At 72.4% G+C, this 26,538-nt stretch carries 21 protein-coding genes and 2 tRNA genes; 8 read left to right on the top strand and 15 right to left on the bottom strand.

Annotated elements, in window-relative coordinates; all coding sequences use genetic code 11:
• Window positions 1-29 precede the first annotated feature (29 nt).
• The 3 genes from ITJ54_RS12140 to ITJ54_RS12130 form a co-directional block, all read right to left on the bottom strand.
• A complete protein-coding gene (locus tag ITJ54_RS12140; RefSeq protein ID WP_194628594.1) occupies window positions 30-461 on the bottom strand; it encodes a YsnF/AvaK domain-containing protein in 432 nt (143 codons plus the stop codon).
• An 85-nt stretch (window positions 462-546) separates the two neighbouring features.
• Window positions 547-1,317 (bottom strand): mechanosensitive ion channel family protein, encoded by a 771-nt coding sequence (locus ITJ54_RS12135; RefSeq protein WP_194628592.1) that lies wholly within the window; start codon window positions 1,315-1,317, stop codon window positions 547-549.
• A 130-nt stretch (window positions 1,318-1,447) separates the two neighbouring features.
• Window positions 1,448-2,359 carry a PRC and DUF2382 domain-containing protein gene (locus ITJ54_RS12130; RefSeq protein ID WP_194628590.1) on the bottom strand — a complete coding sequence of 304 codons (912 nt, stop codon included), beginning with the start codon at window positions 2,357-2,359 and terminating at the stop codon, window positions 1,448-1,450.
• A gap of 264 nt (window positions 2,360-2,623) precedes the next feature.
• On the opposite strand from ITJ54_RS12130, the gene ITJ54_RS12125 reads away from it, so the two are divergent.
• Both ITJ54_RS12125 and ITJ54_RS12120 read left to right on the top strand, forming a co-directional pair.
• Complete coding sequence (locus tag ITJ54_RS12125) at window positions 2,624-3,340, top strand: TetR/AcrR family transcriptional regulator C-terminal domain-containing protein (protein ID WP_194628588.1); 717 nt, start codon at window positions 2,624-2,626, stop codon at window positions 3,338-3,340.
• A 39-nt stretch (window positions 3,341-3,379) separates the two neighbouring features.
• On the top strand, window positions 3,380-3,565 hold the full coding sequence (locus ITJ54_RS12120; RefSeq protein WP_194628586.1) for a hypothetical protein: 186 nt from the start codon (window positions 3,380-3,382) through the stop codon (window positions 3,563-3,565).
• 92 nt (window positions 3,566-3,657) lie between these two features.
• Here the strand turns inward: ITJ54_RS12120 and ITJ54_RS12115 are convergent.
• The 3 genes from ITJ54_RS12115 to ITJ54_RS12105 form a co-directional block, all read right to left on the bottom strand.
• Window positions 3,658-3,730: transfer RNA gene (locus ITJ54_RS12115), tRNA-Arg, on the bottom strand.
• 106 nt (window positions 3,731-3,836) lie between these two features.
• A complete protein-coding gene (locus ITJ54_RS12110; protein ID WP_194628584.1) occupies window positions 3,837-4,622 on the bottom strand; it encodes a dienelactone hydrolase family protein in 786 nt (261 codons plus the stop codon).
• A gap of 61 nt (window positions 4,623-4,683) precedes the next feature.
• Window positions 4,684-6,105: a glucose-6-phosphate dehydrogenase gene (locus ITJ54_RS12105; protein WP_194628582.1), complete on the bottom strand. Its 1,422-nt coding sequence runs from the start codon at window positions 6,103-6,105 to the stop codon at window positions 4,684-4,686.
• Between the two features lie 79 nt (window positions 6,106-6,184).
• Here ITJ54_RS12105 and ITJ54_RS12100 point away from each other — a divergent pair, with 79 nt between their 5' ends.
• The 3 genes from ITJ54_RS12100 to ITJ54_RS12090 all read left to right on the top strand — a co-directional run bounded on the left by ITJ54_RS12100 (window position 6,185) and on the right by ITJ54_RS12090 (window position 10,685).
• A complete protein-coding gene (locus ITJ54_RS12100; protein ID WP_194628580.1) occupies window positions 6,185-7,342 on the top strand; it encodes a Gfo/Idh/MocA family protein in 1,158 nt (385 codons plus the stop codon).
• On the top strand, window positions 7,339-8,265 hold the full coding sequence (locus ITJ54_RS12095) for a sugar phosphate isomerase/epimerase family protein (protein ID WP_194628578.1): 927 nt from the start codon (window positions 7,339-7,341) through the stop codon (window positions 8,263-8,265). Before ITJ54_RS12100 ends, ITJ54_RS12095 begins: the two co-directional genes overlap by 4 nt.
• A 140-nt stretch (window positions 8,266-8,405) precedes the next feature.
• Window positions 8,406-10,685 carry a bifunctional metallophosphatase/5'-nucleotidase gene (locus ITJ54_RS12090; RefSeq protein ID WP_194628576.1) on the top strand — a complete coding sequence of 760 codons (2,280 nt, stop codon included), beginning with the start codon at window positions 8,406-8,408 and terminating at the stop codon, window positions 10,683-10,685.
• Window positions 10,686-11,461: 776 nt separating this feature from the next.
• On the opposite strand, the gene ITJ54_RS12085 is transcribed toward ITJ54_RS12090, so the two are convergent.
• The 3 genes from ITJ54_RS12085 to efeU are packed head-to-tail and all read right to left on the bottom strand — an operon-like array spanning window position 11,462 to window position 15,535.
• Window positions 11,462-12,733 (bottom strand): Dyp-type peroxidase, encoded by a 1,272-nt coding sequence (locus ITJ54_RS12085; RefSeq protein ID WP_194628574.1) that lies wholly within the window; start codon window positions 12,731-12,733, stop codon window positions 11,462-11,464.
• The gene (gene efeO / locus ITJ54_RS12080; protein WP_194628572.1) at window positions 12,730-13,956 is read right to left on the bottom strand and encodes an iron uptake system protein EfeO; all 1,227 of its coding nucleotides are present in this window, start codon (window positions 13,954-13,956) and stop codon (window positions 12,730-12,732) included. Before efeO ends, ITJ54_RS12085 begins: the two co-directional genes overlap by 4 nt.
• Entirely contained in the window at window positions 13,943-15,535 is a 1,593-nt protein-coding gene (efeU, locus tag ITJ54_RS12075) for an iron uptake transporter permease EfeU (protein ID WP_194628570.1), read from the bottom strand. Before efeU ends, efeO begins: the two co-directional genes overlap by 14 nt.
• 69 nt (window positions 15,536-15,604) lie before the next feature.
• Between efeU and ITJ54_RS12070 the strand changes: the two genes are divergently transcribed.
• Both ITJ54_RS12070 and ITJ54_RS17940 read left to right on the top strand, forming a co-directional pair.
• Complete coding sequence (locus tag ITJ54_RS12070) at window positions 15,605-16,381, top strand: trimeric intracellular cation channel family protein (protein ID WP_194628568.1); 777 nt, start codon at window positions 15,605-15,607, stop codon at window positions 16,379-16,381.
• A 297-nt stretch (window positions 16,382-16,678) separates the two neighbouring features.
• The gene (locus ITJ54_RS17940; protein WP_228509311.1) at window positions 16,679-17,284 is read left to right on the top strand and encodes a TetR/AcrR family transcriptional regulator; all 606 of its coding nucleotides are present in this window, start codon (window positions 16,679-16,681) and stop codon (window positions 17,282-17,284) included.
• A 977-nt stretch (window positions 17,285-18,261) separates the two neighbouring features.
• Here the strand turns inward: ITJ54_RS17940 and ITJ54_RS12060 are convergent.
• From ITJ54_RS12060 to ITJ54_RS12045, 4 genes are all read right to left on the bottom strand, one after another.
• Window positions 18,262-20,625 carry a transglutaminaseTgpA domain-containing protein gene (locus ITJ54_RS12060; protein WP_194628566.1) on the bottom strand — a complete coding sequence of 788 codons (2,364 nt, stop codon included), beginning with the start codon at window positions 20,623-20,625 and terminating at the stop codon, window positions 18,262-18,264.
• Window positions 20,622-21,932, bottom strand: coding sequence for a DUF58 domain-containing protein (locus tag ITJ54_RS12055; RefSeq protein WP_194628565.1), 1,311 nt, complete (start codon window positions 21,930-21,932; stop codon window positions 20,622-20,624). Before ITJ54_RS12055 ends, ITJ54_RS12060 begins: the two co-directional genes overlap by 4 nt.
• The gene (locus ITJ54_RS12050) at window positions 21,932-22,861 is read right to left on the bottom strand and encodes an AAA family ATPase (protein WP_194628800.1); all 930 of its coding nucleotides are present in this window, start codon (window positions 22,859-22,861) and stop codon (window positions 21,932-21,934) included. The genes ITJ54_RS12055 and ITJ54_RS12050 overlap by 1 nt, the downstream gene beginning before the upstream one ends.
• Before the next feature lie 243 nt (window positions 22,862-23,104).
• The gene (locus tag ITJ54_RS12045; RefSeq protein WP_194628564.1) at window positions 23,105-24,112 is read right to left on the bottom strand and encodes a glycosyl hydrolase family 18 protein; all 1,008 of its coding nucleotides are present in this window, start codon (window positions 24,110-24,112) and stop codon (window positions 23,105-23,107) included.
• A 287-nt stretch (window positions 24,113-24,399) separates the two neighbouring features.
• Here ITJ54_RS12045 and ITJ54_RS12040 point away from each other — a divergent pair, with 287 nt between their 5' ends.
• Window positions 24,400-24,612, top strand: a complete 213-nt coding sequence (locus ITJ54_RS12040) for a hypothetical protein (protein WP_194628563.1) — start codon at window positions 24,400-24,402, stop codon at window positions 24,610-24,612.
• Window positions 24,613-24,672: 60 nt separating this feature from the next.
• Here the strand turns inward: ITJ54_RS12040 and ITJ54_RS12035 are convergent.
• Window positions 24,673-24,761, bottom strand: a tRNA-Ser gene (locus ITJ54_RS12035).
• Window positions 24,762-25,088: 327 nt separating this feature from the next.
• A complete protein-coding gene (locus tag ITJ54_RS12030) occupies window positions 25,089-26,444 on the bottom strand; it encodes an LCP family protein (RefSeq protein ID WP_194628562.1) in 1,356 nt (451 codons plus the stop codon).
• Between the last annotated feature and the right edge of the window lie 94 nt (window positions 26,445-26,538).

Below are 26,538 nucleotides of genomic sequence, written 5' to 3'. Positions count from 1 at the left end.
CCTGCTGTCCGCGATCCGCCGTCCGTCGCTCAGCGGCGCGTTCCGGGTCCCCGGGTGGTGACCTGGTCGGTGGTGGCCTCCTCGTGCCGGAGCACCGCGTCGACCGGGCGGTCCTCGGCGACGGTGTGCACCGTGAGCGTCACGCGTTCGACCGGCACGATCCGCTTCGACACGACGACCTGCTCCTGGTGGAGGACCACCACGATCGGTTCCCGGGTCGGTGCCGGGCTGTCCGCGGGCAGGGCCGGGCCGTCGGCGACGGGCTCGCGGGTGAGCCGGACCTCCTCGCGGCGGACGTCGACGGTGATCGTCCGCTGCTCGGTGACGATGTACCGCTCGAGCCGGACCCGCTCGGTCGCGTGCACCTCGGTGCCGACCAGGAGGTGTTCCTCGTGGCGGACCACGGCGACCTCCGGGGCGTCGTCACCGGAAGTGGGCTGTGGGACGTGACGGTCGGTCATGGGCTGCTCCGATGCGCTGCGAGGTGGTGCGAGGACGCGCGACGGCCCCGCTCGTAGGAGCGGGGCCGACGCACGGTGTTGGTGATCAGCGAGCGCGGTGGGCGCTGCTGGTCGACGACTGACCGGCCTGCTTCGCCGTGGCAGCAGCCTGCTTGGCCTGCTCGGTGACGGACGGGGCGTTCTGCGCGTGCTGCTGGATCTTCGGCGCCTCGGCCTCGGCCTTCGTCAGGATCGACTCCCAGCGCTGCTGCATCGGCTTGATGAGCCCGCCACCAGCACCGACGATGATGACGCCGGCGACGATCGCGAGCACGGCGATGAGGATCGGGGTCGTGACCGTCGTGGCGATGCCGACCTGGTTCAGCGCGGCCGTCGCCCCGAGGAACAGGATGAACACGGCGGCGACGTTGGCGAGGACCTTTCCGTAGGACAGGCCGCCGAGGGTGTTCTGGATCAGGCCCTTCACACCGGCGGCGATCGCGGCGGCGATCACGATGATGATGATCGCGACGATGATCTTCGGCAGGAAGCCGATGATGGCCGCGAGCAGGTCGCTGACCGGGTTCTGTCCGAAGACACCGAACGCGAACTGGAGCACGAACAGCACCAGCGTGTAGTAGATGATCTTCGACACGATGTCGGAGGCGTCGAGCTTCGAGTTCGCGAGCGCCTTCTTGATGCCGCCGCGCTCGACGGCACGGTCGAAGCCGACCTTCGTCAGCAGCCGCGACAGGCCCTTCTCGATGAGCTTCGCGACGATGAGGCCGACGACGAGGATGAGCAGGAACAGGAGTGCGAGCGGGACGAACGCGATGACCGCGGCGAGTCCGTTCTGCAGGGCAGCGGGGAAGTTCATGGGGGTGGCCTCTCGGGCGCAGGGCGCATGGCGCGGGGCGTCGCGTGCGGGTGCAGCGATCGGGTGGTGCAGCGTGCAGGGAGGCGGGCGACCGGCCGGAGGGTGCCGGCCGGTCGCCCGCGGTCAGTGCCTAGGAGCGGGCGTCGCGGTCGACGGCCGACGTGTCGGTCGTCGTCGTGCCCTCAGTGCCGGGCTCGACGAGCTCGATCTCCTCGTGCGCGACGTCCTCGTTGACCGTCTGCTGCTCGGTGACGGTCTCGGTGCCGAGGCTGACGCGCTCGACGGGGACGGTCTCCTTGGCGGTGACGACGCGCTCCTCGGTGAGGACGACTTCGTGCTCCTCCTCGCTGAGGTCCGGGCCGGCCAGGGCGTCGGCGGCGTTCGCGTCGGTGATCGGCTCGCGGGAGAGCGTGACCTCCTCGTGGCTGACCGGCACGTTCGTCGTGACGTTCTCGGTGACGACGTGCTTCCGCAGGCGGGCGCGACCGGCCTCGACACGCTCGGTGCCGACGTGGAGACGCTCCTCCGAGCGGGTCATGGCGTCGTCCGTGGTCGGGCCGGAGGTGTCGTGCCCCTGGGTGCCGTGCTCGTTCGTGCCGTGCTCGTCGGTGCGCTGGTCGGTCGTGTGCTGGGCGTCGGTGCGCTGGGGGTCGGTGCGCTGTGCGTCCACGCCGCGGTCGGCGTCCTGGTCGTACAGCGGGGACTCGGCCGGGGCGCCGTGGGTGGCGACGTCGCCGTTGCCGTAGTACGAGTACAGCGCCTGCTCTTCAGACGGGTCGAGCTCGCCGTCGGCGTCGACGCGGGGTGCGTCCTTGACGAAGGCCTTGTCGTGCGTGACGTGCACAGCGCTGCCGTCGAAGGTCGCGTCGTCGAGCGGCGCGAACGACTCCGAGGTGCCGAACAGCCCGGTGCGGATGGTGACCCAGGTCGGGGCCTGGGTGTCGTTGTCGACGTAGACCTGTCCGACGGTGCCGATCTTGGCGTCGTCGCTGCCGTACACGTCGGCGCCGACGAGCTGGTTGACGGTGCTGCTGTCGATCATGGTGGTGCTCCTGTTCCCCGGCATGGTGCACCGGGTTCGGTGTGAGGAGAGACGAGGCGGCCGCTCGGGTGGAGCTCGATGACGCTGTGGGGCAGAGAACGCGGACGGGTCTCCGCGTGCCGCCACTGGTACCACCTCGGGTGACTTACGGTGTAAGCCGAGTCGGAGCTTACAACGTAAGTCGGGCTATCGTGGAGGACTGCGTCCGGTGGACTTCCGGGAGCACACCGCAGCCGGTGGACGGCAGATCTGTGAGGCACTCCCGTGGCGGAACGCACGAAGTCGACCCGGTCCGGTTCCGGCGGTCCGCGGCTCAGCCGTGACCTGATCATCGCGGCGGCGCTGACCCAGATCGACGAGTCGGGTCCCTCCGGCCTGTCGATGCGCTCCCTCGCCCAGCAGCTCGGGGTCGAGGCCATGTCCCTCTACCGGTACGTGCACGGCAAGGAAGACCTGCTCGAGGGCGTCGTCGCCTCGCTCATGAGCGAGCTCACCGCCCGGCTCGACGAGGCCGAGGGCGACCACTGGCAGGCGTTCCTGCAGACCGTCGCGCACGAGGTCCGCCGGATCGCCACCGACCACCCGAAGGCCTTCCCGCTCGTGGCGACCCGGCACCCCGCCGCACCGTGGCTCCGCCCACCGCTCCGCAGCGTCGAGGTCGTGAACACCTTCCTCAGCGCCATGACGACGGCGGGGTTCTCCGACACCCGAGCCGTCGACGCCTACCGGGCGTTCAGCAGCTTCCTGCTCGGACAGCTCCTGCTGCAGTCCGTGGTCCGGGGCGCCGAGGCCGGCCCGGCCGAGGAACCGCTCGACGAGGGTGGTGCCGAGGTCCCCCAGGGCGACGGCAGCATGTCCCTCGACGTCGCCCCCGAGGTCCGGCGACTCCGGGGACTGCTCAGCGAGGACCGCAGCGACGAGGAGTTCGAGGTCTCCCTCGAGGCCCTGCTCGACCGCCTGGACCGCGACGTCTCCCAGTAGCTGCGACCCACTCGTGCCGGGGCGCGTAGCGTCCGCACCATGAGCGACGACAGCACAGGACAGGCAGCACCCGACGGCTCGACCGATGTCAGCGACGAGGAGCGGCAGCGGACCGCCGACCTCGGCGACGGGTCGAGCACCGGCAACGCGACCGAGGACCCGGACCAGGACAGCGACGTCGACTCCGGCGGCGAGCCCGCGGCCCCGGAGAACGACCAGGCCTGAACCTGTCGTTCTGACGGCAGCACGACGAAAGGCCCCGGCGATGCCGGGGCCTTTCGTCTGTTCGGTGTTCCCTGCTGGCGATGCCAGCCCTGTGCGCTCGAAGGGACTCGAACCCCCAACCTTCTGATCCGTAGTCAGATGCTCTATCCATTGAGCTACGAGCGCATGGCTGCCGAAGCGGCCGTGGAAGACTCTACAACAGGTGCGGCCCCCGCGCCAATCGAGCCGGGCTCGACGCCGAGGTCGGCGTGTCGCCCGGCTCGGGGACCGGTCAGACGACGCTGGGCTCCTCGCCGAACACCTCGGCCAGGAACACCTGGAGCGCCTGCCACGAGCGGCGGTCGGCGCGCTCCTGGTACTGCGCGCCGTGGTCAGGAGCGTCGGTGCCGGGGACGGCGAAGGCGTGCATCGCCCCGGCGTACGTGACGACCTGCCAGTCGACCTCGGGCGCCCCGCGCATCTCGTCCTGCCACGCCTGCAGGGTCTCGTCGGGCACGACGGGGTCGGCCGCGCCGGTGAGCACGAGCAGCTTCGTGCGGATCTGGGCCGCGTCGGAGGGGTCGTGGGCGATCAGGCCGCCGTGGAACGACACCGCGCCGGCCAGGTCGGCACCGGTGCGCGCGAGTTCGAGCGCCGCCGAGCCGCCGAAGCAGTAGCCCATCACGACGATCCGGGAGTGGTCGACGTCAGGGTCCTCGCGGAGCCGGTCGAGACCCGCCTGCACCCGGGCCCGCATGAGCGGCAGGTCCTGGTAGAACGAGCCGGCGACCTCGGCCGCGGTGTCGTCGCCGGGGCGGACGCCCTCGCCGTAGACGTCGGCGCCCAAGGCCACGTAGCCCAGTCGCGCGAGCATCGTGACGCGGGCCTCGACGTGCTCGTTCACCCCGTGCCAGTCGTGGATGACGAGCACCGCCGGGCGGGGGCCGGACACGGCGTGGTCCTTCGCGAGGACGCCGGCGAGGGCCGTCCCCTCGTGGTCGTAGCGGACGGGCTCGACACGGATGTCGGCACCTGCGGGTTCGGGGACTGTGGCGAGGACGTCGTCGGTCGTGGTCATGCCACGGACGCTACGCGCCGCCGCCACGGTGCCAGCCGAGCGACGGGGCCGCCCGACCCCGTCAGCAGTCGATGTTGTCCCAGCCCTCGGGCCCCTCGGACCCGGCGGCGTAGTCGTCGAGCGGCGCCGTGCCGGCCTTCCACGCCGTGACGAAGGGCTCGACGACCTTCCAGCCCTGCACGGCGCTGTCCCCGCGGACGGAGAGCGTCGCGTCGCCCTCGAGCACCCCGGCGAGCACCTCGCCGTACGCACTGAGCCGACCGGGGTTGAACGTCGTCTCGAGCACGGTGTGGTCGATCGTGTACGGGTCGCCGGGACCGTTGACGTTGAGCTCGAGGTCCATCTTGTCCGGGGCGATCCAGATGCGCAGCCGGTCGGGCCGCTGCACCCCGGTGAGCCCGTCGGGCACGTGCGGGGAGTCCTTGAACGTGATGACGATCTCGCGGCGCTGGGCACCGAGCGCCTTGCCGGACCGCAGGGTGAAGGGCACGCCCGCCCAGCGCCAGTTCGCGATCTCGAGCCGGATCTGCGCGAGGGTCTCGGTGCCGATGGACGGGTCGACGCCGTCCTCGTCGACGTAGGACGGCAGGGTCCGGTCGCCCACGGTCCCCGCCGTGTACCGCGCTCGGCGTCCGGCGGTGAGCGGGTCGCCGCCCCACGGCCGCACGGCGCGGAGCACGAGCTCCTTCTGGGTGCGCAGGTCGTCGGCGTCGATCGAGGCGGGGGCCTCCATCGCCACGACGGCCATCACCTGCAGCAGGTGGCTCTGGATCATGTCGACGAGGGCGCCGGCCTTGTCGTAGTAGCGCGCGCGGCCCTCGAGCCCGAGGGTCTCGTCGTAGACGATGTCGACGCGCTCGACGTGGACCGACGACAGCAGCGGCTCGATGATGCGGTTCGCGAAGCGCAGCCCGAGCAGGTTCAGCACCGTGGACCGGCCGAGGAAGTGGTCGACGCGGTGGATGCGCGACTCGGGCAGGAACGAGTGCAGCAGGTCGTTGAGGTGCTCGGCGCTCTCGGCGTCGGTGCCGAAGGGCTTCTCGAGCGCCAGGCGGGTGCCGGCCGGCAGGTCGAGGTCCTTGAGGACCGCGCAGCTCTTCTCGGTGACGGCGGGCGGCAGTGCGAAGTAGACCGCCGGGTCGTGGTGGCAGTCCGCGAGCAGGGCCTTCAGGTCGTCGGCGCTCGTGACGTCGGCCTTGCGGTAGCTCGAGGCGTCGACGACGTCCTGCAGCCGCTTCGACAGCGTCGCGTCGCCCGAGGCGCCCTCGTCCTCCTCGTTCTTCGACGCCTGTGCGTCTTCGAACGCGTCGTGCACCAGCCGCTTCCAGTCGGCGTCCGCGATGTCCTCGACACCGGCCCCGACGAGCTGGATCTCCCAGTCCTCCTTGACCTCCAGCAGGGTCGCGAGGCCCGGCAGCAGCAGTCGCTTGGACAGGTCCCCGCTCGCGCCGAGGATGAGCAGTGTGGTCTGGAGGCTCGCCATGCCCCAGACCGTACCCACCGGTTCCGGTGCGTGGTCGGCTGGTTCCAATACTGTGGGCCCGACGGCGCGAGGGAGCACCATGACGAATGACGAGACCGGACCACGCCTGCGCGTGGTCGTGGTGGGCACCGGGATGATCGCCGCGGTGCACGTCCGTGCCGCCAGGGCCGCCGGGGCCGAGGTGCTCGGGGTCCTCGGGCGGAACCCGGCGCGGTCCGCCCAGGTCGCCGCACAGCTCGACGTGCCGACCGGCTACGCCTCGCTCGACGACGTCATCGCGGACCGGCCCGACGTCGTGCACGTGTGCACGCCGAACGACCAGCACCACCCCCAGGCGCTCGCGGTCATCCGCGCTGGGATCAACGTCGTGTGCGAGAAGCCCCTCGCGGTGTCGAGCGAGCAGGCCCTCGAACTCGAACACGCTGCGCGGCAGGCCGGGGTCGTCGCGACGGTGCCGTTCGTCTACCGCTTCCACCCGATGGTGCGGGAGGTCCGGGCGAAGATCGCCGACGGCGACCTCGGCCGCGTGCTCGCGGTGCACGGCCACTACCTGCAGGACTGGATGCTCGACGAGGACTCGTCGTCGTGGCGGGTCGACGCCGGCGCCGGCGGGATGTCCCGGGCGTTCGCCGACATCGGTTCGCACTGGTGCGACCTCGTCGAGTTCGTCACCGGCGAGCGCTTCACGTCCGTCAGCGCCGTCACCGACATCGTCTTCCCGACCCGTCCGGCCGCGTCGGGTCCGTCCTTCTCCGGCTCCCCCGACCCGGACCCGATCGCCGACACGAGCACCCGGGCCGAGGTCACGACCGAGGACACCGCCGTCGCCACCTTCCGCACCGCCACCGGCCGCATCGGCAACGTCGTGATCTCGCAGGTGTCCGCGGGCCGAAAGAACCGCCTGTGGTTCGAGGTCGACGGCACCCGCGGCTCGGCGGCGTTCGACCAGGAGCGCCCCGAGTCCGCCTGGTTCGGCAACGAGCGCGGCGCCCAGATCCTGGTCCGCGACCCGTCGCAGGGGTCCGTCGACCAGCGCCGTCTGGCGGTCGTGCCGTCCGGGCACCCGCAGGGCTACCTCGACGCCTTCGCCGCGTTCGTCGCCGACACGTACACGGCGGTCCGGACGGGCGTCACCCCCGACGGGCTGCCGACGTTCGCCGACGGGGCACGGTCCGCGCAGATCATCGACGCCGTGGTCGCCAGCGCCGGCGACGACACCTGGAAGGCGATCGCGTGAAGCTCGGGATGCTCACCGCCTGCCTGCCCGGCTGGTCGCTCGACCGGATCGCGGACTTCGCTCAGGAGCAGGGCTACGAGCGACTCGAGGTCGCCGTCTGGCCGGGCACCGGTGGCAGGGACTTCGAGGCAGCGCACCTGCCCGTCGCGACCCTCACCGACGAGGACGCGGCCGCCACTCGGGCGCTGCTCGACCGCACCGGGCTCGAGATCAGCGCCCTCGCCTACTACGAGAACAACCTGCACCAGGACCCCGCTCGTCGCGAGGACGTCCGCACGCACCTGAAGCACGCGATCGACGCCGCGCAGACGCTCGGGGTCCCCTACGTCGGCACGTTCATCGGCCGTGACGTGACGAAGTCCGTGCGCGAGAACATGGCCGAGGGCGACCGGGTCCTGCCCGAACTCGTCGACTACGCCGGCGAGCGCGGCGTGCAGCTGATCATCGAGAACTGCGTGATGGAGGGCTGGCACCCCGACGGCTACCCCGGCAACATCGCCTACTCCCCCGAGCTCTGGGGCTGGGTCACCGGGCTCGGCTTCGGCCTGAACTGGGACCCCTCGCACCTGACCTGGATCGGCATCGACCCCGTCGAGACGATCCTGCCGTTCGCCGAGCACATCGTGCACGCGCAGGCGAAGGACCTGGAGCTCTTCCCCGAGCGCCGCAACGCCTACGGGTTCTTCGGCAAGGTCGACAAGGGCGAGGATCCCTGGGACATGGGCTGGTGGCGGTTCCGCGTGCCGGGTCGTGGCGTCGTCGACTGGCCGCACGTCGTCGACCGCCTCTACGAGGCCGGCTTCACCGGCACCCTCTCGGTCGAGCACGAGGACCCGCTCTGGGGCGGCACCGACGAGAAGGTCCTCGAGGGGCTGCGCATCGCGCACAGCACCCTCCGTCCGCTGATCGCGGAAGAGCGGTAGCCGGACAGGAGGCCCGGTGCCGGTGACCGACGTCGGTCACCTGCACCGAGCCTCCCTTCCGGCACTGCGTGTGAACAACGCGTGACGGCGCAGCCGTCGCTCTGGCGCGTCGGCTGTGAAGCCTCATAGGTTCGTCGGCGATGAACGCACACTCCTCTCTCCGAACGCGCGCTGCCCGTACCGGTCTCGCACTCGCCACCGCCGGTGTCCTCGTCGCCCTGTCCGTCCCGTCGGTGGCCTCCGCTGCCGAGGGCGACACGACGATCGACGTCTACGACGTGAACGACTTCCACGGCCGCATCGCCCAGTCCCTGAGCGCACCGCCCCGCTCCGGCGACGCCGCCGGTGCCGCGGTGCTCGCCGGTGCCCTCGACCAGCTCCGGGGTGACGACCCCTCGACCTCCGCGTTCGTGAGCGCCGGCGACAACATCGGCGCCTCCACGTTCGAGTCCTTCATCCAGCAGGACCAGCCCACGATCGACGTCCTCAACGCGATGGACCTCTCCGTGAGCGCGATCGGCAACCACGAGCTCGACAAGGGCCGCGCCGACCTGCAGGACCGCGTGATCGGGTCGGACGACGCCCGCAACGCGAAGTGGGACTACATCTCCGCCAACATCCTCGACCGGGCGACCGGCGAGCCCGCGTTCGACCCGTACTCGGTCCAGGAGATCAGCGGCAAGCGCGTCGGCTTCATCGGCGCGACCGTCGACCTCACCGGACTCGTCAGCCCCGACGGCATCGCATCGCTCGAGATGGCCGACATCACCGACTCGGTCAACGCCGTCGCGACCGACCTGCTCGACGGCGACGCGGCGAACGGCGAGGCCGACGTCCTGGTGCTCATCGTCCACGACGGCGCCGAGACCGCCGCCGCCAGCGACCTCGACGGCGACAGCGCCTTCGCGCGGGCCGTGCACGGCGTGACCCCCGACGTGTCCGCGATCCTCTCCGGGCACACGCACCAGACCTACGTCCACGACGTGGTCCCGGACGGCGGCACGGTCCCCCGCCCGGTGATCCAGACCGGGTCGTACGGCTTCAACCTCGGGCACCTCGAGCTCACCGTCGCCGCCGACGGCAGCGTCACCGCGACGGGTGAGAACATCCGCCTGGTCGACGGCACCTTCGCCCCCGATGCCGGCGTGGCCGCGACGGTCTCCGCCGCGGTGACCCAGGCGGACGTCCTCGGCGCCGTGGAGCTCGGCACCACCGACGTCGACATGCGCCGCGCGGTGCAGACCGACGGCAGCGAGAACCGTGGTGGCGAGTCCACGCTCGGCAACTTCGTCGCCGAGGTGCAGCGCACCGCAACCGCGGACCGCCAAGGATCCCAGATCGCGTTCATGAACCCCGGTGGGCTCCGTGCCGACCTGCTCGGTGGCACCGTCACCTACAAGGAGGCCGCCCTCGTCCAGCCGTTCGCGAACACCCTCGTCGTGCTCGACCTGACCGGCGCGCAGGTCAAGCAGGCGCTCGAGCAGCAGTGGCAGCCCCCGTCGGCGACCGGTCGTCCGTTCCTGAAGCTCGGCGTGTCCGACGGCTTCGCGTACAGCTACGACCCCGCCGCCGCCAAGGGCTCCCGCATCACGTCGATGACCCTCGACGGCGCCGCGATCGACCCGGCCGCGACGTACAAGGTCACGGTGAACTCGTTCCTGGCATCGGGTGGCGACAACTTCACCGCCTTCGCGGGCGCCGCCGCCAAGCAGGACAGCGGCAAGGTCGACCTCGAGGCGCAGGTCGAGTACTTCGAGGCGAACCCCGACGTGACCGTGGCCGACGACCAGCGCGCGGTCGGTGTCACGATCACCCCGACCCCGGCCGGTGGCTTCCAGCCCGGTGACCGCGTCTCGCTGACGCTCTCCTCGCTGCTGTTCAGCAACGCGACCGACCAGCCTGCCTCGGTGCAGGTCAGTGCGGGCGACCAGGTGCTCGCCACGGCGGACATCGACCCGACGATCGTCGACACCACCGACGAGCAGGGTCGTGCGACGCTGGCGTTCGACGTGCCGACGGCCGTGGCGCCGACGACCCGCGCAGCTGCCGCCGCCGTCACGACCGACGAGCCCCTCGTGGTGACCGTCGGCGCGACGCGGATCGTCCTGCCGGTCACGATCCCGCTCGCCGTCGCCGTCGACCCGACCGACCCGGGCACGCCGACCGACCCGGGCACGCCAGGGACGGACCCGACGGTGCCGGGCGCACCGGGGACCGACCCGGGCACCCCGGGCACCTCGCCCGTGCTCGACGGCGGGAACGGCGTCGGTGGGGACGCCGCGGGTGCCCCGACCGCGAACGACGGGTCGCTGGCCTACACCGGCGCTGACCTGACGGCGCCCGCGGTCGCCGCGGGGCTGCTGCTCCTCGCCGGCATCACCGCGATGGTCATCGCCCGCCGCCGACGCCTGCAGCGCTGACCTGACAGGGGTGTCTCGCCGGCCCGGACTGCTCCGGCGCTCGGCGAGACACCCCCGTTTCGCATCTCCCCCGCGTCCGCACGTCCCTCCCATCCCCGCGAGACACCCCCGTCAGCGCGAGACACCGGCGTCTCAGATCCCCGAACTCCTGCGGCCGCGCGCGAGACACCCCCGTCAGCGCGGGACACCGGCGTCTCGGCTCCCCGAACTCCTTCGGCCGCGCGCGAGACACCCCCGTCAGCGCGAGACACCGGCCACCGCTCGAGACGCCGCCGAAGACTGCGGCGTCTCGACCCTCGGGAGGCGTCTCACGCAGACACCGGTGTCTCGAAGTGACACGGGGGCGTCTCACCTCCACGATCACGACCCCGCCACGACCAACACCAGCAGCGCAAGCCCGAGCATGCCCCGAGCTGGCCCCGAGCCGGACCCGCAGCGGAGCACCCGTGTGACGACGACCCCTCCCGCGCAGGGACCCCCGACGCGTGCCGGACATGCACTGTGTTTTCGGGGGTTCGGCGGGTAATCTCAGGCTTGTCGCACAGCGACGCGCCGCGCCGGGTCGCCTCTCACGTCGGACGGTGGTTCCGCCCGACAAGACTCCGCGGCGCGGGTGTCCTCCGTCTCCAGGGAAACGACGGAGGACACCCTTCCACTTCCTGGTCGTGACGGATCCGGTTCGTCATCGCCGAGGTCCACGAACCGGATCCGTCATCGCCGAATCCGAGAAGTCGGTCCCGGCAGCACGGCAGTGCGGCAGCACGAAGAATGCCTCCTCAGCGGAACAGCTGCTCGCCGATGTACGACCCCTTCCGGGGCGCCGGCGGCACCGCGAACACCGCGGACCCGATGTGGGCGACGTAGTCGTTCAACCGGTCGACCGCGCCCAGGCGTCGCTGGATCCGCGTGAAGTGGTCCGGGTCGTTGACGTACGCGGCGAAGAGCAGCCCGGCGTCGAGCTGGCCGTACTGGTTCAGCCCGTCCGTGTAGTTGTACGGGCGCCGGAGGATCTTCACCCCGTCGTTGTTCTCGTGCGCCGCGAGTGCCACGTGCGACGTGGCGTCGATCTTCGTCGCGCCGGACGCGCCCGCAACCCGCGCGTGGAAGTCCGGCGTCGTGTGCTCCGAGCCTCCGGACAGGGGTGCGCCCTCGATCTTCGTCCGCCCGAACACCCGCTGCTGGTCGCTGACGACGTCGGCGTCCCAGATCTCGATGTTCATCTGGATCTTCCGGAGGACCTGGTAGGTCCCACCTGCCATCCACCCCGCGGAACGGTCGAGCCACACGAAGCGGTCGTAGTCCTCGTCGGTGGTGATGTTGCGGGTGCCGTCCTTGAAGCCCATCAGGTTGCGCGGGGTCGTCTGCGACGGGCCGGCCGAGGCACGGCCGAACCCCATCACGGTCCACCGCACGGTCGCGGTGCCCCGGGCGATGCGGGCCAGGTCGCGGACCGCGTGGTACGCCACCTGGGGGTCGTCGGCACAGGCCTGCAGGGACAGGTCGCCGCCGCTCAGCTCGTCCTGCAGCCGGTCGCTCGGCAGTGCGGGGATGTCCGCGAGCTTCGCCGGACGCTGCGACGCCAGCCCGAAGCGCTCGTCGAAGACCCCGGGGCCGAGGCCGACCGTCACCGTGAGCGACGCCGGGCCGAGGTCGAGCGCCTCGCCGGTGTCCGCCCCGACGCCGTCGCCGTGTGCGGGCTCGACGGAGCCCACGGTCGCGCCGGCCTGGAGCTGCGCGATCGACGCCGACCACCGGGCGAGCAGCACCTGCAGGTCCGTCGCGACCGAGGTCGACAGGTCGAAGGTCATGACGACGCAGTACCGCTGCGGCACCGTGCGGATCCCGCCCTGCGGCTGCCGCGCTGCCGTCGCGTAGAACGGGTGGCTGGTCGACAGGTCGATGGACTCGTCGCCGTTCGCGGCAGCCGGGAACGGGTTCACCCCGGTGGCCGCGGCGGCTCCGGCGATGCCCGCAGCCGCCCCGACCCCGGCACCCGCTGCTGCGAGCCCGACGCCGAGCAGACCCCGGCGGGAGACGCCCTCGCTCACGCGGTGGCGACCTTCTCGGCCAGGCGGGACAGCGGGTCCTGCAGTGCCTGCACCCGCTGCGAGATCGCGTTGGCGTGCTCGGACTTCGTCGCGTCGGTCCAGCTGTCGAAGCCGCCGAGGTCGTCCGCGTTCCGGAAGCCGTCCATCATCGTGTTCGTCGTGTCGAACTGCGTCGCGATCTGCTTCGTCAGCGTCGGGTCCGTCTTCGTCAGGCCCGGCTTGAGGTAGGCGAAGGCCTGCCGTGCGCCCTCGACGTTGGCGGCGAGGTCGACGAGGTCGATGTGGCTGTAGGCCTCTTCCTCACCGGTGATCTTGTTCGACTGCACCTCCTCGAGCAGGCCGGCGGCGCCGTTGGCGAGGTCCTCCGGCTTGTAGTCCAGGGTCGGCACGAGCTTCGCGAGGAGTTCCACGTTCGTCGTCAGGTCGCCGGCCAGGTCCTTCGTCGACGCGGTGATCGCGCCCTTCTCGAACAGGTCGCGCTCGACGGCGTGGAACCCGCTCCACCCGACGGCCGGGTCGAGGTTCGACGCCCGCATGTCGATCAGGTAGTCGAGGTTGCCGGCGTTGTCCGTGGCCTTGAAGCCCTTCTTCACGAAGCCGTCGACGTCGCTCTCGACGTGCTCGTAGTACGGCCGCGCTTCGGCGTAGTCCTGCTTGGCGGCGTCGAGGTCACCGGCGTCGACGTCGGTCTGCAGCTGCTTCACGGCGGTCACCATGTCGCTGACCTGCGCGTCGACGTACTTCGAGTACCCGGTGGCACCGTCCGCCAGCAGCGACGCTGCACTGCTGCCCTTGGTCGACGCGACCTTGCCGGTGACGGTGAGGTCCGTCATCTCCTGCTCGGCGCCGGGGCAGTACACCTGGTACTTCCCGCCGCCGAGGGTGCTCGTGAAGGACACCGCTGCGAGGCCCGGCGCGAGGTTCTCCTTCTCGCCGAAGATCCGCTGGTCCTGCAGCAGCTCGACCTCGGTGATGGCGGTGGACGACTCGTTCTTCACGGTGAAGGTCACCGGCCCCGCCGGCACCTTCGTGGTGGACACGGCGCAGGCGTCGGAGCCGTCGTTCGTCAGGGTGATCGACACCCGGGCGACCTTGCCGGAGTCGGTGGCGTCGTCCGTCGCGGACGACGAGGTGGACGCGCACCCGGTGAGGGCGAGTGCGGTCACGGCGCCGAGGGCGCCCAGGGTGATCAGGGGTCGTGCGGTCTGCTTACCGAACGGCATGGGCGGTGCTCCTTGTCGGGTCCCCGGCGGGCGGGCCGCGGGCGGGGACGGGTGGTGCTGGGCGGTGGGGAACGGGGGTCGCCAGGCGACGACGGTCACGGAGTGCGAGGGCGAGCTGGGTCGCGGCCGCGATCCCGAGGGCGATCGGCAGCCAGGCACCCCAGAGCGCCAGTTCCGCCGACCGGGTGTCGGCCGCGGTGACGGCCGTGGCACTCGCGCGGACGCGGGACGTCGGCACCGCGTACACGCTGCGGTCGAGCGTCGTGGTGCGAGCGAACGGGAGGCCCCCACCGGTCAGCGTGAGCACGGACCGTTCCGAGCTGGTCGCGTCCAGGACCCCACCCCCGACGGCCCAGAGGGTGACGGTCTGCGACGTGGACCAGCGGGCCCGGAACGGGCCCGGGTTCGTCGACGGGGAGATGCCGACGGGGACGCGGCCGAACAGGCCGACCAGGTCGTCGAGCGTCAGGCTCGACGGCTCACCGCTGGTACCACCGCTCGTGGTGGAGCGCCAGCGGTCCGCGGTCGCACCGGCGCGGGTCACGCTGCGGTGGGTCGACGCCGGGAGGTCGACCCGAGCCTCCTGGCCGTGGCCCCGGCTGTTCAGCACGGCGGTCGCTCCGTGGACCTCGGCCGAGACGGACGTGGCGTCGCCGTTGACCGGGACGGTCGAGGGCAGGTGGGCACCGCCGGTCGGGACGGCGACGGCGAGGGCCGCTGCCGCGACGGCGAGCACGGCGGCGACGCCGATGCGCAGGGCCGGGACACGCCGCGGAGCCGGACGCCACACGCGCGGCCAGAGCGAGAGCGCCAGGACGGGGACGACGTAGCAGGACCAGGCGAGCACCTCGATCACACGCGGGTCCGGCGGGATGCCGAGCACGCCGGTGACGAGGGCGCCCTGCACCGAGCCGTTCGGGGCGAGCCAGCTGAGGTCGACGGTGCGCTGCTGACCGATGACGACCCAGCCGGCCTCGTGCGCGCGGCGGAGGACCGTCAGGACCAGGCCGGCGGCGACGAACACCAGGAAGACGCCGGTGCCGGTGAAGAACTTCGCGAGGTTCAGCCGCACGCCACCGGTGTAGATACCGTAGCCGACGACGACCGCCGCGGCGATGCCGACCACCGCGCCGAGGGCCGCGAGCCCGGTGTCGCTCGACGCCTGGAACGTGGCGAGCAGGAAGACGGAGGTCTCGAAGCCCTCCTTGAGGACGGCGAGGAAGGCCATGCCGGCCAGGGCCCACGCGGTGCCGCGGCCGAGGGCGGCGGTGGCGCTGGCCTCGAGGTCCTTGCTCAGCGTGCGCGCGTGGGTGCGCATCCAGACGATCATGCCGGTGACGAAGACGACGGCGACGATGCCGATGACCGCCTCCATGCCCTCCTGCTGGGCCTGCGGCAGCGCCTGCTCGACGGCCTGCAGCCCGACGCCGACCCCGATGCTCATGAGCACGGCGACGCCGACCCCGAGCCACATCGGCGCGAGCGGCACCCGGTTGCGGCGCAGGAACGCGGCGATGATGCCGACGATGAGCGTGGCTTCGAGGCCTTCACGGAGACCGATGACGAGTGTGGCGAGCATGACGAAGGCAAGGCTAGCCTTACCTCACTGCTCCCGTCGAGCGGGTCGGCGTGGGGTTTGATGGTTCTCATGAACCTGCTCTCGGTCGACGGCCTCGCCGCGGTGACGAACGTGCTCGACCTCGCCGGGGTCTTCGCGTCGGCGCTGCTGGGCGGCGCGGTGGCCCGGTCGATGGACTTCGACCTGTTCGGGTTCCTCGTCGTCGGGTTCGTCTCGGGCCTCGGCGGCGGCATGCTCCGCGACGTCCTGCTGCAGAACGGCCCGCCCGTCGCCCTGACCGACCCCCTCTACGTGCCGGTCGCCGTGGCCGGTGCCCTCGTCGCGTTCCTCGTGTCGTTCTCCGAGCGCGGGTGGGACCGGCTCTTCACCTTCCTCGACGCTGCCGTCATCGGGTTCTGGGCGGTGGTCGGGGTCCAGCGCACCTTCGACGCCGGGCTGGAGTGGCCCGCCGCGATCATCATGGGCACGATCACCGCGGTGGGCGGTGGGGTCGGGCGCGACCTGCTGCTGCGGCGCGTGCCGGCGGTGTTCGGCGGCAACGCCCTGTACGCCTCCGTCGCGGTCGCCGCGTCAGCCGTGATGGTCGGTGCGTCCGCGCTCGGGTCCCCGACGATCGGCATCGTCGCCGCCGTCGTGCTCTCGCTGCTGCTCCGCTGGGGGGCCGTGCGGTGGGGCTGGGGCCTGCCGAACGGCCGCGACTGGCAGCCGCAGTCCACGCTGGCCTCGCTGCTCCGCCGCGGGCGCGGGCTCCGACCGGACGCTGTGCGACTGTTGCGTCGTCCAGGACGGCGCACCGGGACGGGGCGTCCCCGACCGGACGGGTCGACGCCGACCCAGGAACCATGACCGCTTGTCAGGTACGGCGGGATCGGCGTACGATCGATACCGCCGGGGATCGAGTTCTCCGGCGCACCTCGCCTCGGTCACGCAGCCGTGGTCGAGTACCGGCACGACCCGAACGTGGCGGTACCGACTGGGACACGTCGTCCGGGGTGTGCAGCCGATGGGGGCTCCACCGCGCCGCGCGCGATCAGACGCGCGGTGCGGCAGGTCCCCGGGGTAGCACCGCTCATGCCATGGTGGACGTGTTCCACCAGCAGATCCGCCCGGCCGGACCTCCGGGCTCCGTCGAACCAGGACCACATGAGCGACGAGGACACCCCCGCCACCACCAGGACCCCGCGTGCCGAGGTCCGGGCACGGTTGCTCGCAGCCGGTGCCGACGCGATCGCCGAACACGGGGTGCACGAGGCCCGGCTCGACGACGTCGCCGCCCGTGCCGGGTTCAGCAAGGGCGCGGTCTACTCGAACTTCTCCTCGAAGGAGGACCTCGTCGCGCAGGTGATGCAGCGCGCGACGAACCTGGTGCTCGGCGCGCTGGACGACCTGGTCGACGCCGACATCCCGGCGGCGGACATCGGTGACGTCGTCCGCGCCGCGTTCGGCCAGCACGACCAGAGCGCCCAGTTCGCGCTGCTGTCGGAGTTCCGCGGCTACGCCCTGCGGCACCCGGAGTCGATGCCCGAGTTCGTCCGTCAGCGCCGGGTGCTGCAGGACGGCGTCGCACGACTGGTGCGGCTGTGGTTCGGCGCGCACCCGGGGATCGACCCGGGGATGCCGCTCGACACCCTCTCGACGCTGCTCATCGCCGCGAACGTCGGCACCGTGTTCGACGCCCCGGCGCTCGACGACGCGAACCCGGGCGAGCTCGTCGCCACCCTCGTCGAGGCGGTCATCCGGCGCCGCTGACGCGGGGTCCGGCCGCGGCGCCGGGCGGTCGCGCCGGGCGGTCGCGTTGGGCGGGTGCGTCGGGCGGTCGTGCCGGGCGGTCGTGCCGGGCAGTCGTGCGCCGGACGGGTGCGAGCGCGGTGCCGGGCGGTGGCGCGCCGAACGGGCGCGGCCTCGCACCGTGCGCGCTCCCTCGGCCCGTGCGAAGTTGACCACCCCGTGCCGTCCGACAGCGGCGCACCACGTGGGCAAGCTCGCACCACGCGCAAATGCCCGCGCCGGACTGTCCGGGCGGATGGTTTCCACTTCGCTCCGTGACGGATCCGGTTCTCGGCCCCCGTGTTCCGCGAACCAGATTCGTCATCATCGCAAACAGGAACCGGCGCCCGACGCCGGTGAACGCTGCGGCCCGACGTTACCCAGCTGCGGAGGCGCGACCTCGCACCGTGCGCGCTCCCCCAGCCCGTGCGAGGTTGACCACGCCGTGCAGGCCGACAGCGGCGCACCACGTGGTCGAGCTCGCACCACGCGCAAGTGCCCGCGCGGGACTGTCCGGGCGGACGGTTTCCACTTCGCTCCGTGACGGATCCGGTTCTCGATCCCCGAGTTCTGCGAACCAGATTCGTCATCGTCGCGAACACGAACCGGCGTCCGACGCTGATCCACGCTGCGGCCCGACGTCATCCCGCCGCGGAGGCGCGACCGCGCACCGTGCGCGCTCCCCCAGCCCGTGCGAGGTCGACCACGCCGTGCGGGCTGACAGCGGCGCACCACGTGGTCGAGCTCGCACCACGTGGTCGAGCTCGCACCAGTCGCGGGTGCCCCGCGCGGGTCACCCGGGCGGACGGTTTCCACTTCGCTCCGTGACGGATCCGGTTCTCGGCCCCCGAGTTCTGCGGACCAGATTCGTCATCATCGCGAACGAGAACCGGCGCCCGGCAGTAGCGGGCACGCCCCCGCTGCCGCCGCCGCTAGGCGGTGCGGCCTCGGCGCCGCCGCTAGGCGGTGCGGCGCCGGCGACCCTCGTGCGACCAGGTCGACGCGGGCGTCAGGCTCGGCGGGAGCAGGCGCGACCGGACCCGCTGCGGGAGCCGGACCGATGCGTCGAGGGCGACCCGGGCCTCCCGGAGGGTGGCGACGAGCGCTGCCCCGTCGACCGCACCCGACGGCGCGTAGCGCTCCTGGTCGACGGCGTCGACGACCCGCTCGAGGAGGGGCAGCACCGACGCGGGAACGCTGGACCGCAGGCGTCCGAGGACCGACCGAGCTGTCCGTGCCGCAGCCGAGGCGTCGCCGGCGTCAGCGGCCCCTGGTGCGTAGCCGTGGTCGGCGACGTCGTCGACCAGCTCGCGCCACGCGGTCACCGCCGGCGCCCGCCCCGCGGCGACGGCACCGAGGCGCGAGCGTCGACGCGCCGCTCGGACGAGCCCGGGGGCGAGCAGGACAGCGGCGGCGATGAGGATGCCGAGCACGATGCCCCACGGGCCGCTCCCCCCGGAGCCCGGAGCGCCGGACGCACCGGCCTCGGCCGAGGCGCTCGGGGTGGGGCTCGCCGAGGACGACGGCGTGGCCTGGTCGCTCGGCGCGGGCAGCGGAGTCTCCGGGGTGGCCGCGGTCGGGCTGGCGGAGGGCTGCGGTGCGGTGCTGGCAGCCTCGTCGGAGTCCGGCGTCGGCTCGAAGGCGACCCAGCCGGCGCCCTTGATGTAGAGCTCGGGCCACGAGTGCAGCTGCCGGTTCGACACCGTGTACTCGCCGTCGACCGCGGTGCCGCCGGCCCGGTACCCGACCGCGATGCGCGAGGGGATGCCGAGCGTCCGGGCCATCACGGCCATCGCGGAGGAGAAGTGCACGCAGTACCCCTGGCGGACCTGCAGGAACTTCGCGACGACGTCCATGCTGTCGCCGTCGTAGCCCTGCTCGACCGGGGCCGTCTCGGAGTACGTGAACAGGTCGCTGCGGAACCACTGCTCGAGCGAACGGGCCTTGTCGTAGTCGGTCAGTCCGCCCCCCGCCACCCGGGCCGCGGTCGTCCTGATGCTCTTCGGCAGGTCCTTCGGCAACGTCCGGTCCGAGCGGAGCTCGCCGCCCGACGGGGTGGGCCATCCGCGGCCCTCGAACCCCGCGAGCCGACCCGAGGCGTTCACGGCGTCGAGGTAGGCGTTCGCGAAGGTCGAGGCGCCGTACACCTCGTACGTGGCGCCCCTGCGGGTCGAGGGACCGGTCGAGCGCACCGTGTTCGAGCCGTTCATCCACCGCCACTGGTCGAGCTCGAGGTTCGTCGACTTCGACTCGATCGACACCGCGCCCGAGGGCACCGGCAGGTAGTTGCTCGACAGGCCCGTGATCTGCACGGTGACGTCGCCGCGGCTGGCGAGCCGGGGGTTCACACCGACCGCCCACTGCTGCTGGTCGGCGGTCGGGGCGTTGCTGACGTCGGTCGCCGTCGGCACCCAGTCGCCCGTGCCGAACTCGTCGAGGTCGGCGAGCTTGAGGTACTCCGGCTGCCCGTCCGAGGTGCGGTACCGGAAGACCTCGAGCTCGTTCGGCCGGCGGAGGTCCTGGCCGAGGTTGAGGAGCGTTCCGGGGCGACCGGGCAGGATCGGCGACTGGATCGCCCCGGTGACCCCGGACAGCCAGCTCGCGTTCAACGGCACGACGGACGGCAGGCCGACGGCGACGACGAGGGCGACCGCACCGACCACCGTCGCCGGGAGCGCCCGCTGCACCGGACGGACCGACAGCCAGAGCAGGGCGAGGAACGCCAGTCCGACGGCGACCACGAGGCCGGTGCCCGCCGGGGTGCCCGTGACGACGCCCGGCACGATGAGGATCACGAGGGCCGGCGCGGCGGCGAGGGCGGCTGCGGGAGCGATCGTCGCCAGGAACAGCGACGCGGCTGCCACCCAGGCGATCGCGACGGTGACGACCAGGCGGATCGGGTCGGTCTGTGGCAGCGGCGCGGGGTTCAGCCGGATCGCGGCGATGGTCTGCCCGAGGGCGCCGTCGCCGTCCAGCCAGCCGAGCGGTTGGATGTCGTTGACCAGGGCGGCCGCGCACGACGTCGCGATGAGCGTCGAGACGAGCGCGATGAAGCGGACGCCGGCGGGTCGTCGACGCACGGCGAGCATCACGCCGACGAGCACGACGACGATCACCAGCGCGGATGTCCACCACGCGACGCCCTGCACGAGCGGTCGGAAGGCCAGCGCCGCGATCATCACCGGCACGGGCGCCAGTGCGACGACGGCAGCGGCGGGGGCCGGGCGGTCGTCGGCGCGGTCGAGGATCGCACGCACGTCGACGCGTCGGTCGGAGCCCCGGGCGTCCGGGCGTCCGCCGGGTCGGACGTCCTGCGCGGTCATCGGTTCGCCCCGGTCCGCGTCACCGGCACGACGAGGGTGCGCCACCCGCCACGGTCGAGGATCCCGCGGACCACCGGGTCCGGCGGCACGATCGTGGCGAGGATGCCGCGGCTGGACCCGTTCGTCGAGGCGACGAGCGCCGATGCCTGCTCGACCGTGCAGTGCCCGGTCACGACGGCCGTCATGCCGTGGACGTCACGGCCACGGACGTCGGGCAGCACGTCGGTGACGGCGCGGGCGTCGCTGCGGACCCGGACGTCGGCGAGCCCGACGAGCACGTCGGTGAGCCCGCCGGCGTCCCCGGTGTGGCGGGTCACGGTGTCGTCGGTGACGAGCACGACGCGGGAGGTCCTGGCGGCGAGCGCCCGTGCGACGCTGGCCGCGACGACGACGGCGTGCTCGAAGGCGGCGTCCCCGCCCAGGTCCGACAGCTCGGCGAGTTCGTCGCGGCCGAGGTCCTGGTACGAGGAGCGCCGGAGGTCGAGCGCGATGACGGCCTCGGGTGGCTGCGCCTGGGCCGTCTGGCGGACGTGCAGCTCGCCACGACGGGCACTCTGCGCCCAGTGCACGCGGCGGATGGGGTCACCCGGACGGTACGGCCGGAGTTCGCTGTCGTCCGCCGAGCCGCCCTGGCCGACGCGGCCCTCGTCCGCGGACACGGCACCGGCGAGTGCGCCGGTGTCCATCGCGGACAGCGCCGTCGACGCGGGCACGACCACCACCTCCTCTGCCGGGACGACCGGGCGGTCGATGCGGAGCAGGCCGAACGGGTCCTCGACGCGGATCGTCACCGGGCCGACCAGGCTGCGGCCGCGGTGCATCGCGAGGGCCTCGACGTCGAACACGGCGGGCGGGACGGACGGGCCGACCTGCACGTAGGCCTCGGCGTCGGACACGCTCGCGAAGGCGTCCTCGAGCTGTTCGCGCACCAGGAGCGTGGAGCGCGGGCCGATCGGGACCGACGTGCCGCGCAGGGTGATCCGTTCGCGGTACACCTCACCCACCTGCACCGTCGCCCGCGGCGCGGTCCGGCTCCCCCGGAGCGGTGCCGCCACCAGGAACGCCATCGCCACACCGAGCACCACGAGGACGAGCAGCAGGATCCCCGCGGACACCGCGACGCTGGTGGTCGCGACGAGTCCGCCGCCGATCAGCCCGATGCCGACCGCGATGACGGTCCAGCCGCGGGCGGTGGGCCGTGGGAACGGGGTGCGCCGGAGCATCGACGCCCCGCGACGCGTCCACCGCGCGAGCACCGACTGTGCGGCACCCGCACGACGGGCGAGCGGTGAGGACGCCTGGGTCATCAGGACCGGACGGGCGCCGCGGTGAAGGGCACGGACGTCTCGGAGACGATGCGCACGACGATCTCGCGGGCGGTGTCCTCGGTCGAGCCGCCGAGGCCGCGGGCGACGGGGACGAGCCGGTGGGCCAGCACGACCGGGGCCAGCTCGGCGACGTCGTCCGGCGTGACGAACGGCCGGCCGAGCAGCGCCGCGTGGGCCCTGGCGGCCTGGGCGAGGTGGAGCGTGGCCCGCGGGCTCGCGCCGAGCACCAGGTCCGGGTGGGTGCGCGTGGCCCGGGTGATCTCGATGATGTAGGCCTCGACGTCCGGGGAGATGTGGACCGCGTGCACCGCCGCCGTCATCGCGCGGAGCGTGCCGACGTCGACGATGGGCCGGACGGACTCGAGGGGGTCGCTGCCGCCGCGGTTGGAGAGCATCCGCCGTTCGGCGTCGACGCTCGGGTACCCCATCGCGATGCGCGCCATGAAGCGGTCGCGCTGGGCCTCCGGCAGCGGGTAGGTGCCCTCCATGTCGACGGGGTTCTGCGTCGCCACGATCATGAACGGCGAGTCGAGCTGCCGCGTGACGCCGTCGACCGTGACCTGGGACTCGGCCATGGCCTCGAGCAGGGCGGACTGGGTCTTCGGGCTCGTGCGGTTGATCTCGTCGCCGATGACGACGTTCGCGAAGACCGGGCCGGGCGAGAACCGGAAGGTGCCGGACGACTGGTCGAAGATGTTCACCCCGGTGACGTCGGACGGCAGCATGTCCGAGGTGAACTGGATGCGGTTCACGGACCCGCCGACCGAGGCGCCGAGCGCCTTCGCCAGCACGGTCTTGCCGACGCCGGGGACGTCCTCGACAAGCAGGTGGCCCTGCGCGAGCATCACCGTCAGCGCCGTGCGGATCGCGTCCGTCTTGCCGTCGACGACGGTGGCGACGGCTGACATGATCGCGGCACCGGCGTCACGCACCCGGTCGACGGGGAAGGCGAGGTCGGGGGCTTCCGGCACGCAGGTCTCCTCGGAGTTGGGGATGTCCGCGCATGCTACATCGGCCCGGTGACAGGGACCGGGGGATGTGTCACCGACCTGCGGATCACGGACGGGCGCCGGACTGGAGGCCCGGATCACGTGCGCAGACCGGCTGCGGTGCGCCGCGCCTCCAGTCCGGTGTGCGCACTCCGTGCGCCCTCAGCGCGGCAGCGCCATCGTGTTCAGGGACCACATCGCGACACCGTGCAGCCCGAGCTGCCGCGCCAGCGCCGTCCGGGCGGCGTAGGACCGGGCGTCCGACCAGTGCAGGACGCGCCCGTCGTCGAGCCGTGCCGACCACTCGCCGTCTCGGTCGGACCACCGCGCGCGCTCCCCCGCTGCCCGTGCGGCGGCGGACGGTGTGAGCTGCGCGTCCGCGTCGTCGCCGCCCCAGCCGTAGCCGTACCCGGCGACGCCGAGGTCGACCGTCGAGGACCGCACCCCCTGCCGCTCCGCCGCACGCACCACCGTCGTCGCCCACGGCAGCGCACCGACCGTGCCCGGGCCGCTCCACGGGCCGTGCTGGTCGTAGGTCATGAGCACGAAGCGGTCGACGTGCTCCGTCAGCCCGCGGAGGTCGTAGCCGGTGTCGTGGAACCCGGCCGCGTCGGTCGAGGCCATCACGGCCATCGACACCGACGCCTCCGACCCGAGCTGCTCGTGCACCGCGGACCGCACCGCCGCGGCGAACGCGACCAGCCCCGGTCGGTCACGGGCCCGCAGCGACTCGAGGTCGATCTGCACGCCGTCCATGCCGGTGCGTGCCGCGAGACGCGCGACGTCGCCGGCGACCCGCTCCCGGTTCACCGCCGAGCCGAGCAGTGCCGTCCCGATGCGCGGCGAGAAGTCCCCGATCGCCGAGGAGTAGTTGCTGACCAGGAGCTCGGTGGCGGCCCCGCGTCGGGTCGCCGTCCGGGCCAGTGCGGCGATGCCCTCCGGTGGGGCGTTCAGCGCGCGGCCGTCCTCGGCGATCGTGACGCCGTCGATGCCGATCGTGGCGACGTGCGGCGCCGCGGCCGACACCCGCGCGGTGGCAGGCCCGCCGGGTTCGGTGTAGGCCTCGACCGCCAGCGTGTGACCGGTCCGCGCGTGGGCGACCACGGCTCCGCCGAGCACGACGGCGACGAGGACGACGGCGGAGGACAGCAGGACGGCGCGGCGGGACACGTCGTCACGGTAGCGGTGTCGATCGTCCGTGTGTCGGTCGCCTGGCGCGACGTCGGTCGCCTGGCGTGATGTCAGTCGCCTGTGCGTCGTGGATGTGCGGCGACTACCGTCAGTGCCAGGTGACCCAGGACCCCGGCCGCCGGAACGATCTCATCGTCCGCAGCCCGACCGGAAGCCCCCATGCAGTCACCGCGCACCCGCACTCGCAGCCACGCCGTCCCCGTCGGGACCGTGACGGCCCTGCTGTGCTGCGGTCGCTCCGCATGGTCCGTGCCGAGGTGCACGCGATGAGCCTCCACGACGGCATCCTCTGGACCGAGACCTCCAACGGCCGCTGGGAAGGTTCCTCCGGGGCGGACCTGGTCGGCGTCGTCTCGTGGTCGGACCGCTACTCCGTGCACTCCACGGGCGGCGAGGTCAACGGGCAGCACAGCACGCTCGACAGCGCGAAGGCGCAGCTCGAGGGCTGGATGCGCTGGATCGACTCGACCGCGGGCTGATCCGCCCGTCCGCGACATGGAAACGCCCCCGTCGACGTGACGGGGGCGTTTCTGCGAGTGCGGAGACGGAGGGATTTGAACCCTCGGTCCCCTAAAGGGGACTCCACCTTAGCAGGGTGGTGCACTCGGCCGGACTATGCGACGTCTCCATGCGCCCTCGCGGACGCACACACCACCATACAGGAGGACACGGGGCCGCTCGACCCCACGTGCCGAGCCGGAATCCGCACCGGCACGACCGGTCCCCCGAAGTGGGGACGCATTGGTCTTGTCGGGGCGTACCCCGGTCGTTAGTCTCGTCCAGACGCGGCATCACATTCCGGGGCTCGTCCCCGTCGTCGCGACACAGCACGCAGCAGCACTCCTCGACCCGGCACGGCTCCCCCGATGTCCGGCAGCCGTCGTGGAGTGACCGGAGCGGGGACGTGGCCCAGGCCGCGTCCCCGCTTCCGCGTTCCGGGGCGGGTGCTCACTCGCTACGAGCCGAAGGCCTTCGAGCAGGTCTGCTGCGCGGCCGACTGCCCCTGCAGGCCGTCGAGCGTGTCGGCGGTGGCGGGAGCGGACGGCGTGCCGGAAGCCGCCGGGGTCCCGGGTGCTGCTGGGGCCGGTGCCGCTGGGGTCTGCGCGGCCGGGCTCTGGGTGCTCGGGGTCTGCGCGCTCGGGGTCTGCGCCGCGGGTGCCCCTGCCGCTGGACTCGGGGTGGCGGGGGCCGACTCGGAGCCGATCCCCGTGCTGCCCGCCCCGAGCGAGAACGACTCGTCCGCCTTGATGCGGGTGAAGAGCTCGTCGGCCAGCTCCGTCGTGGGCTGCACCTTGCCCTCGTAGACGCCCGTGCCGCCGGTCGTCCCCGGGTACTGCACGAAGTTCACCTGGTCGAGCGGCAGGTCCTGCAGCGCCCGACCCATCCCGACCAGGGTGCGCGGGTCGTTCAGGCTCTCGGACAGCTGCATGTTCGACGCCGCGGCGCGAGCCAGTTTGTACAGCGTCGGTGGCGAGGTCAGCGTGCTGTTCGCCTTCACCGTGCGGAGCAGCGATGACAGGAAGACCTGCTGGCTCGAGATCCGTCCGAGGTCCGACCCGTCGCCGACTCCGTGTCGCGTGCGGAGGAACTCGAGCGCCTGCGACCCCTGCAGCGTCGTCGTCCCCGCCGGAAGGTCGAGGCCGGTGTAGCGGTCGTGGATCGGCGAGGCGACGCAGACCGGCACGCCGCCGATCGCGTTCGACATCTCGATGACGCCGTTGAACGACACGGCCGCCGAGTACTGCACGTCGAGGCCGGTGAGTCCCTGCACGGTCTGCACCACGCAGTTCAGCCCACCCTCGCCCCACGCCTCGTTGATCGGTTCGGCAGCCATGGCCGGCGTCGAACCGGACCCGTCGGGCTTCGCGCACGCCGGGATCGGCGTGACCAGGTCACGAGGGATGCTGACGGCGGTGGCGTTCGTGTGGTCCGCGGACACGTGCAGCAGGATGTTGACGTCGTTGAGGGTCGCGTCGCGCTCCCCGTACTGGGTGCCCTGCTCGGGGTCGTTGTCGGTCCCGACGACGAGCATCGTGAACCCGCCCTCGAAGGCACTGAGCGTCGGACCGGCCTGCTGCTGCGGCCGGGGTGCCGCGGACTGTCCCTGGATGCGCACACCCTCGCCGAAGTCGTCGGTGACCTGCTTCGCCGCGATCGCGGTGACGGACGCCGTGCTGACGAGCGCGACGGCCACCACGCCGGAGAGCACCTTGACGGCGGTGCCGAGCGGCCGGTGTCGACGGAGGCGTCCGTGTCGGGCGATCCCGTCCACCCGGTTCAGGCGGTGGGATCGGTCGCGGACGTCGTTCACGGGCACTCCTGTCGTCGGCGGACTCGGCAACCGGGACAGCCTGCCACAGGCCCGTCTTGCGGTTCCGTGTGCGCCGACGGCGGCCGGTCGCCCC

It is taken from the genome of Curtobacterium sp. VKM Ac-2865 (assembly GCF_015350905.1).
Lineage (GTDB): Bacteria > Actinomycetota > Actinomycetes > Actinomycetales > Microbacteriaceae > Curtobacterium.
The sequence above is the reverse complement of the archived record's forward strand: the minus strand, read 5'-3'. Positions and strand labels throughout refer to the sequence as shown.

Excerpts from the sequence above, each read along its gene's own strand:
- ITJ54_RS12060 (WP_194628566.1), bottom strand. The coding sequence starts at position 20,625 with ATGACCGCGCAGGACGTCCGACCCGGCGGACGCCCGGACGCCCGGGGC.
- ITJ54_RS12070 (WP_194628568.1), top strand. The coding sequence starts at position 15,605 with ATGAACCTGCTCTCGGTCGACGGCCTCGCCGCGGTGACGAACGTGCTC.
- ITJ54_RS12130 (WP_194628590.1), bottom strand. The coding sequence starts at position 2,359 with ATGATCGACAGCAGCACCGTCAACCAGCTCGTCGGCGCCGACGTGTAC.
- ITJ54_RS12110 (WP_194628584.1), bottom strand. The coding sequence starts at position 4,622 with ATGACCACGACCGACGACGTCCTCGCCACAGTCCCCGAACCCGCAGGT.
- ITJ54_RS17940 (WP_228509311.1), top strand. The coding sequence starts at position 16,679 with ATGAGCGACGAGGACACCCCCGCCACCACCAGGACCCCGCGTGCCGAG.
- ITJ54_RS12140 (WP_194628594.1), bottom strand. The coding sequence starts at position 461 with ATGACCGACCGTCACGTCCCACAGCCCACTTCCGGTGACGACGCCCCG.
- ITJ54_RS12120 (WP_194628586.1), top strand. The coding sequence starts at position 3,380 with ATGAGCGACGACAGCACAGGACAGGCAGCACCCGACGGCTCGACCGAT.
- efeU (WP_194628570.1), bottom strand. The coding sequence starts at position 15,535 with ATGCTCGCCACACTCGTCATCGGTCTCCGTGAAGGCCTCGAAGCCACG.
- ITJ54_RS12100 (WP_194628580.1), top strand. The coding sequence starts at position 6,185 with ATGACGAATGACGAGACCGGACCACGCCTGCGCGTGGTCGTGGTGGGC.
- ITJ54_RS12055 (WP_194628565.1), bottom strand. The coding sequence starts at position 21,932 with ATGACCCAGGCGTCCTCACCGCTCGCCCGTCGTGCGGGTGCCGCACAG.
- ITJ54_RS12090 (WP_194628576.1), top strand. The coding sequence starts at position 8,406 with ATGAACGCACACTCCTCTCTCCGAACGCGCGCTGCCCGTACCGGTCTC.
- efeO (WP_194628572.1), bottom strand. The coding sequence starts at position 13,956 with ATGCCGTTCGGTAAGCAGACCGCACGACCCCTGATCACCCTGGGCGCC.
- ITJ54_RS12105 (WP_194628582.1), bottom strand. The coding sequence starts at position 6,105 with ATGGCGAGCCTCCAGACCACACTGCTCATCCTCGGCGCGAGCGGGGAC.
- ITJ54_RS12135 (WP_194628592.1), bottom strand. The coding sequence starts at position 1,317 with ATGAACTTCCCCGCTGCCCTGCAGAACGGACTCGCCGCGGTCATCGCG.
- ITJ54_RS12050 (WP_194628800.1), bottom strand. The coding sequence starts at position 22,861 with ATGTCAGCCGTCGCCACCGTCGTCGACGGCAAGACGGACGCGATCCGC.
- ITJ54_RS12040 (WP_194628563.1), top strand. The coding sequence starts at position 24,400 with ATGAGCCTCCACGACGGCATCCTCTGGACCGAGACCTCCAACGGCCGC.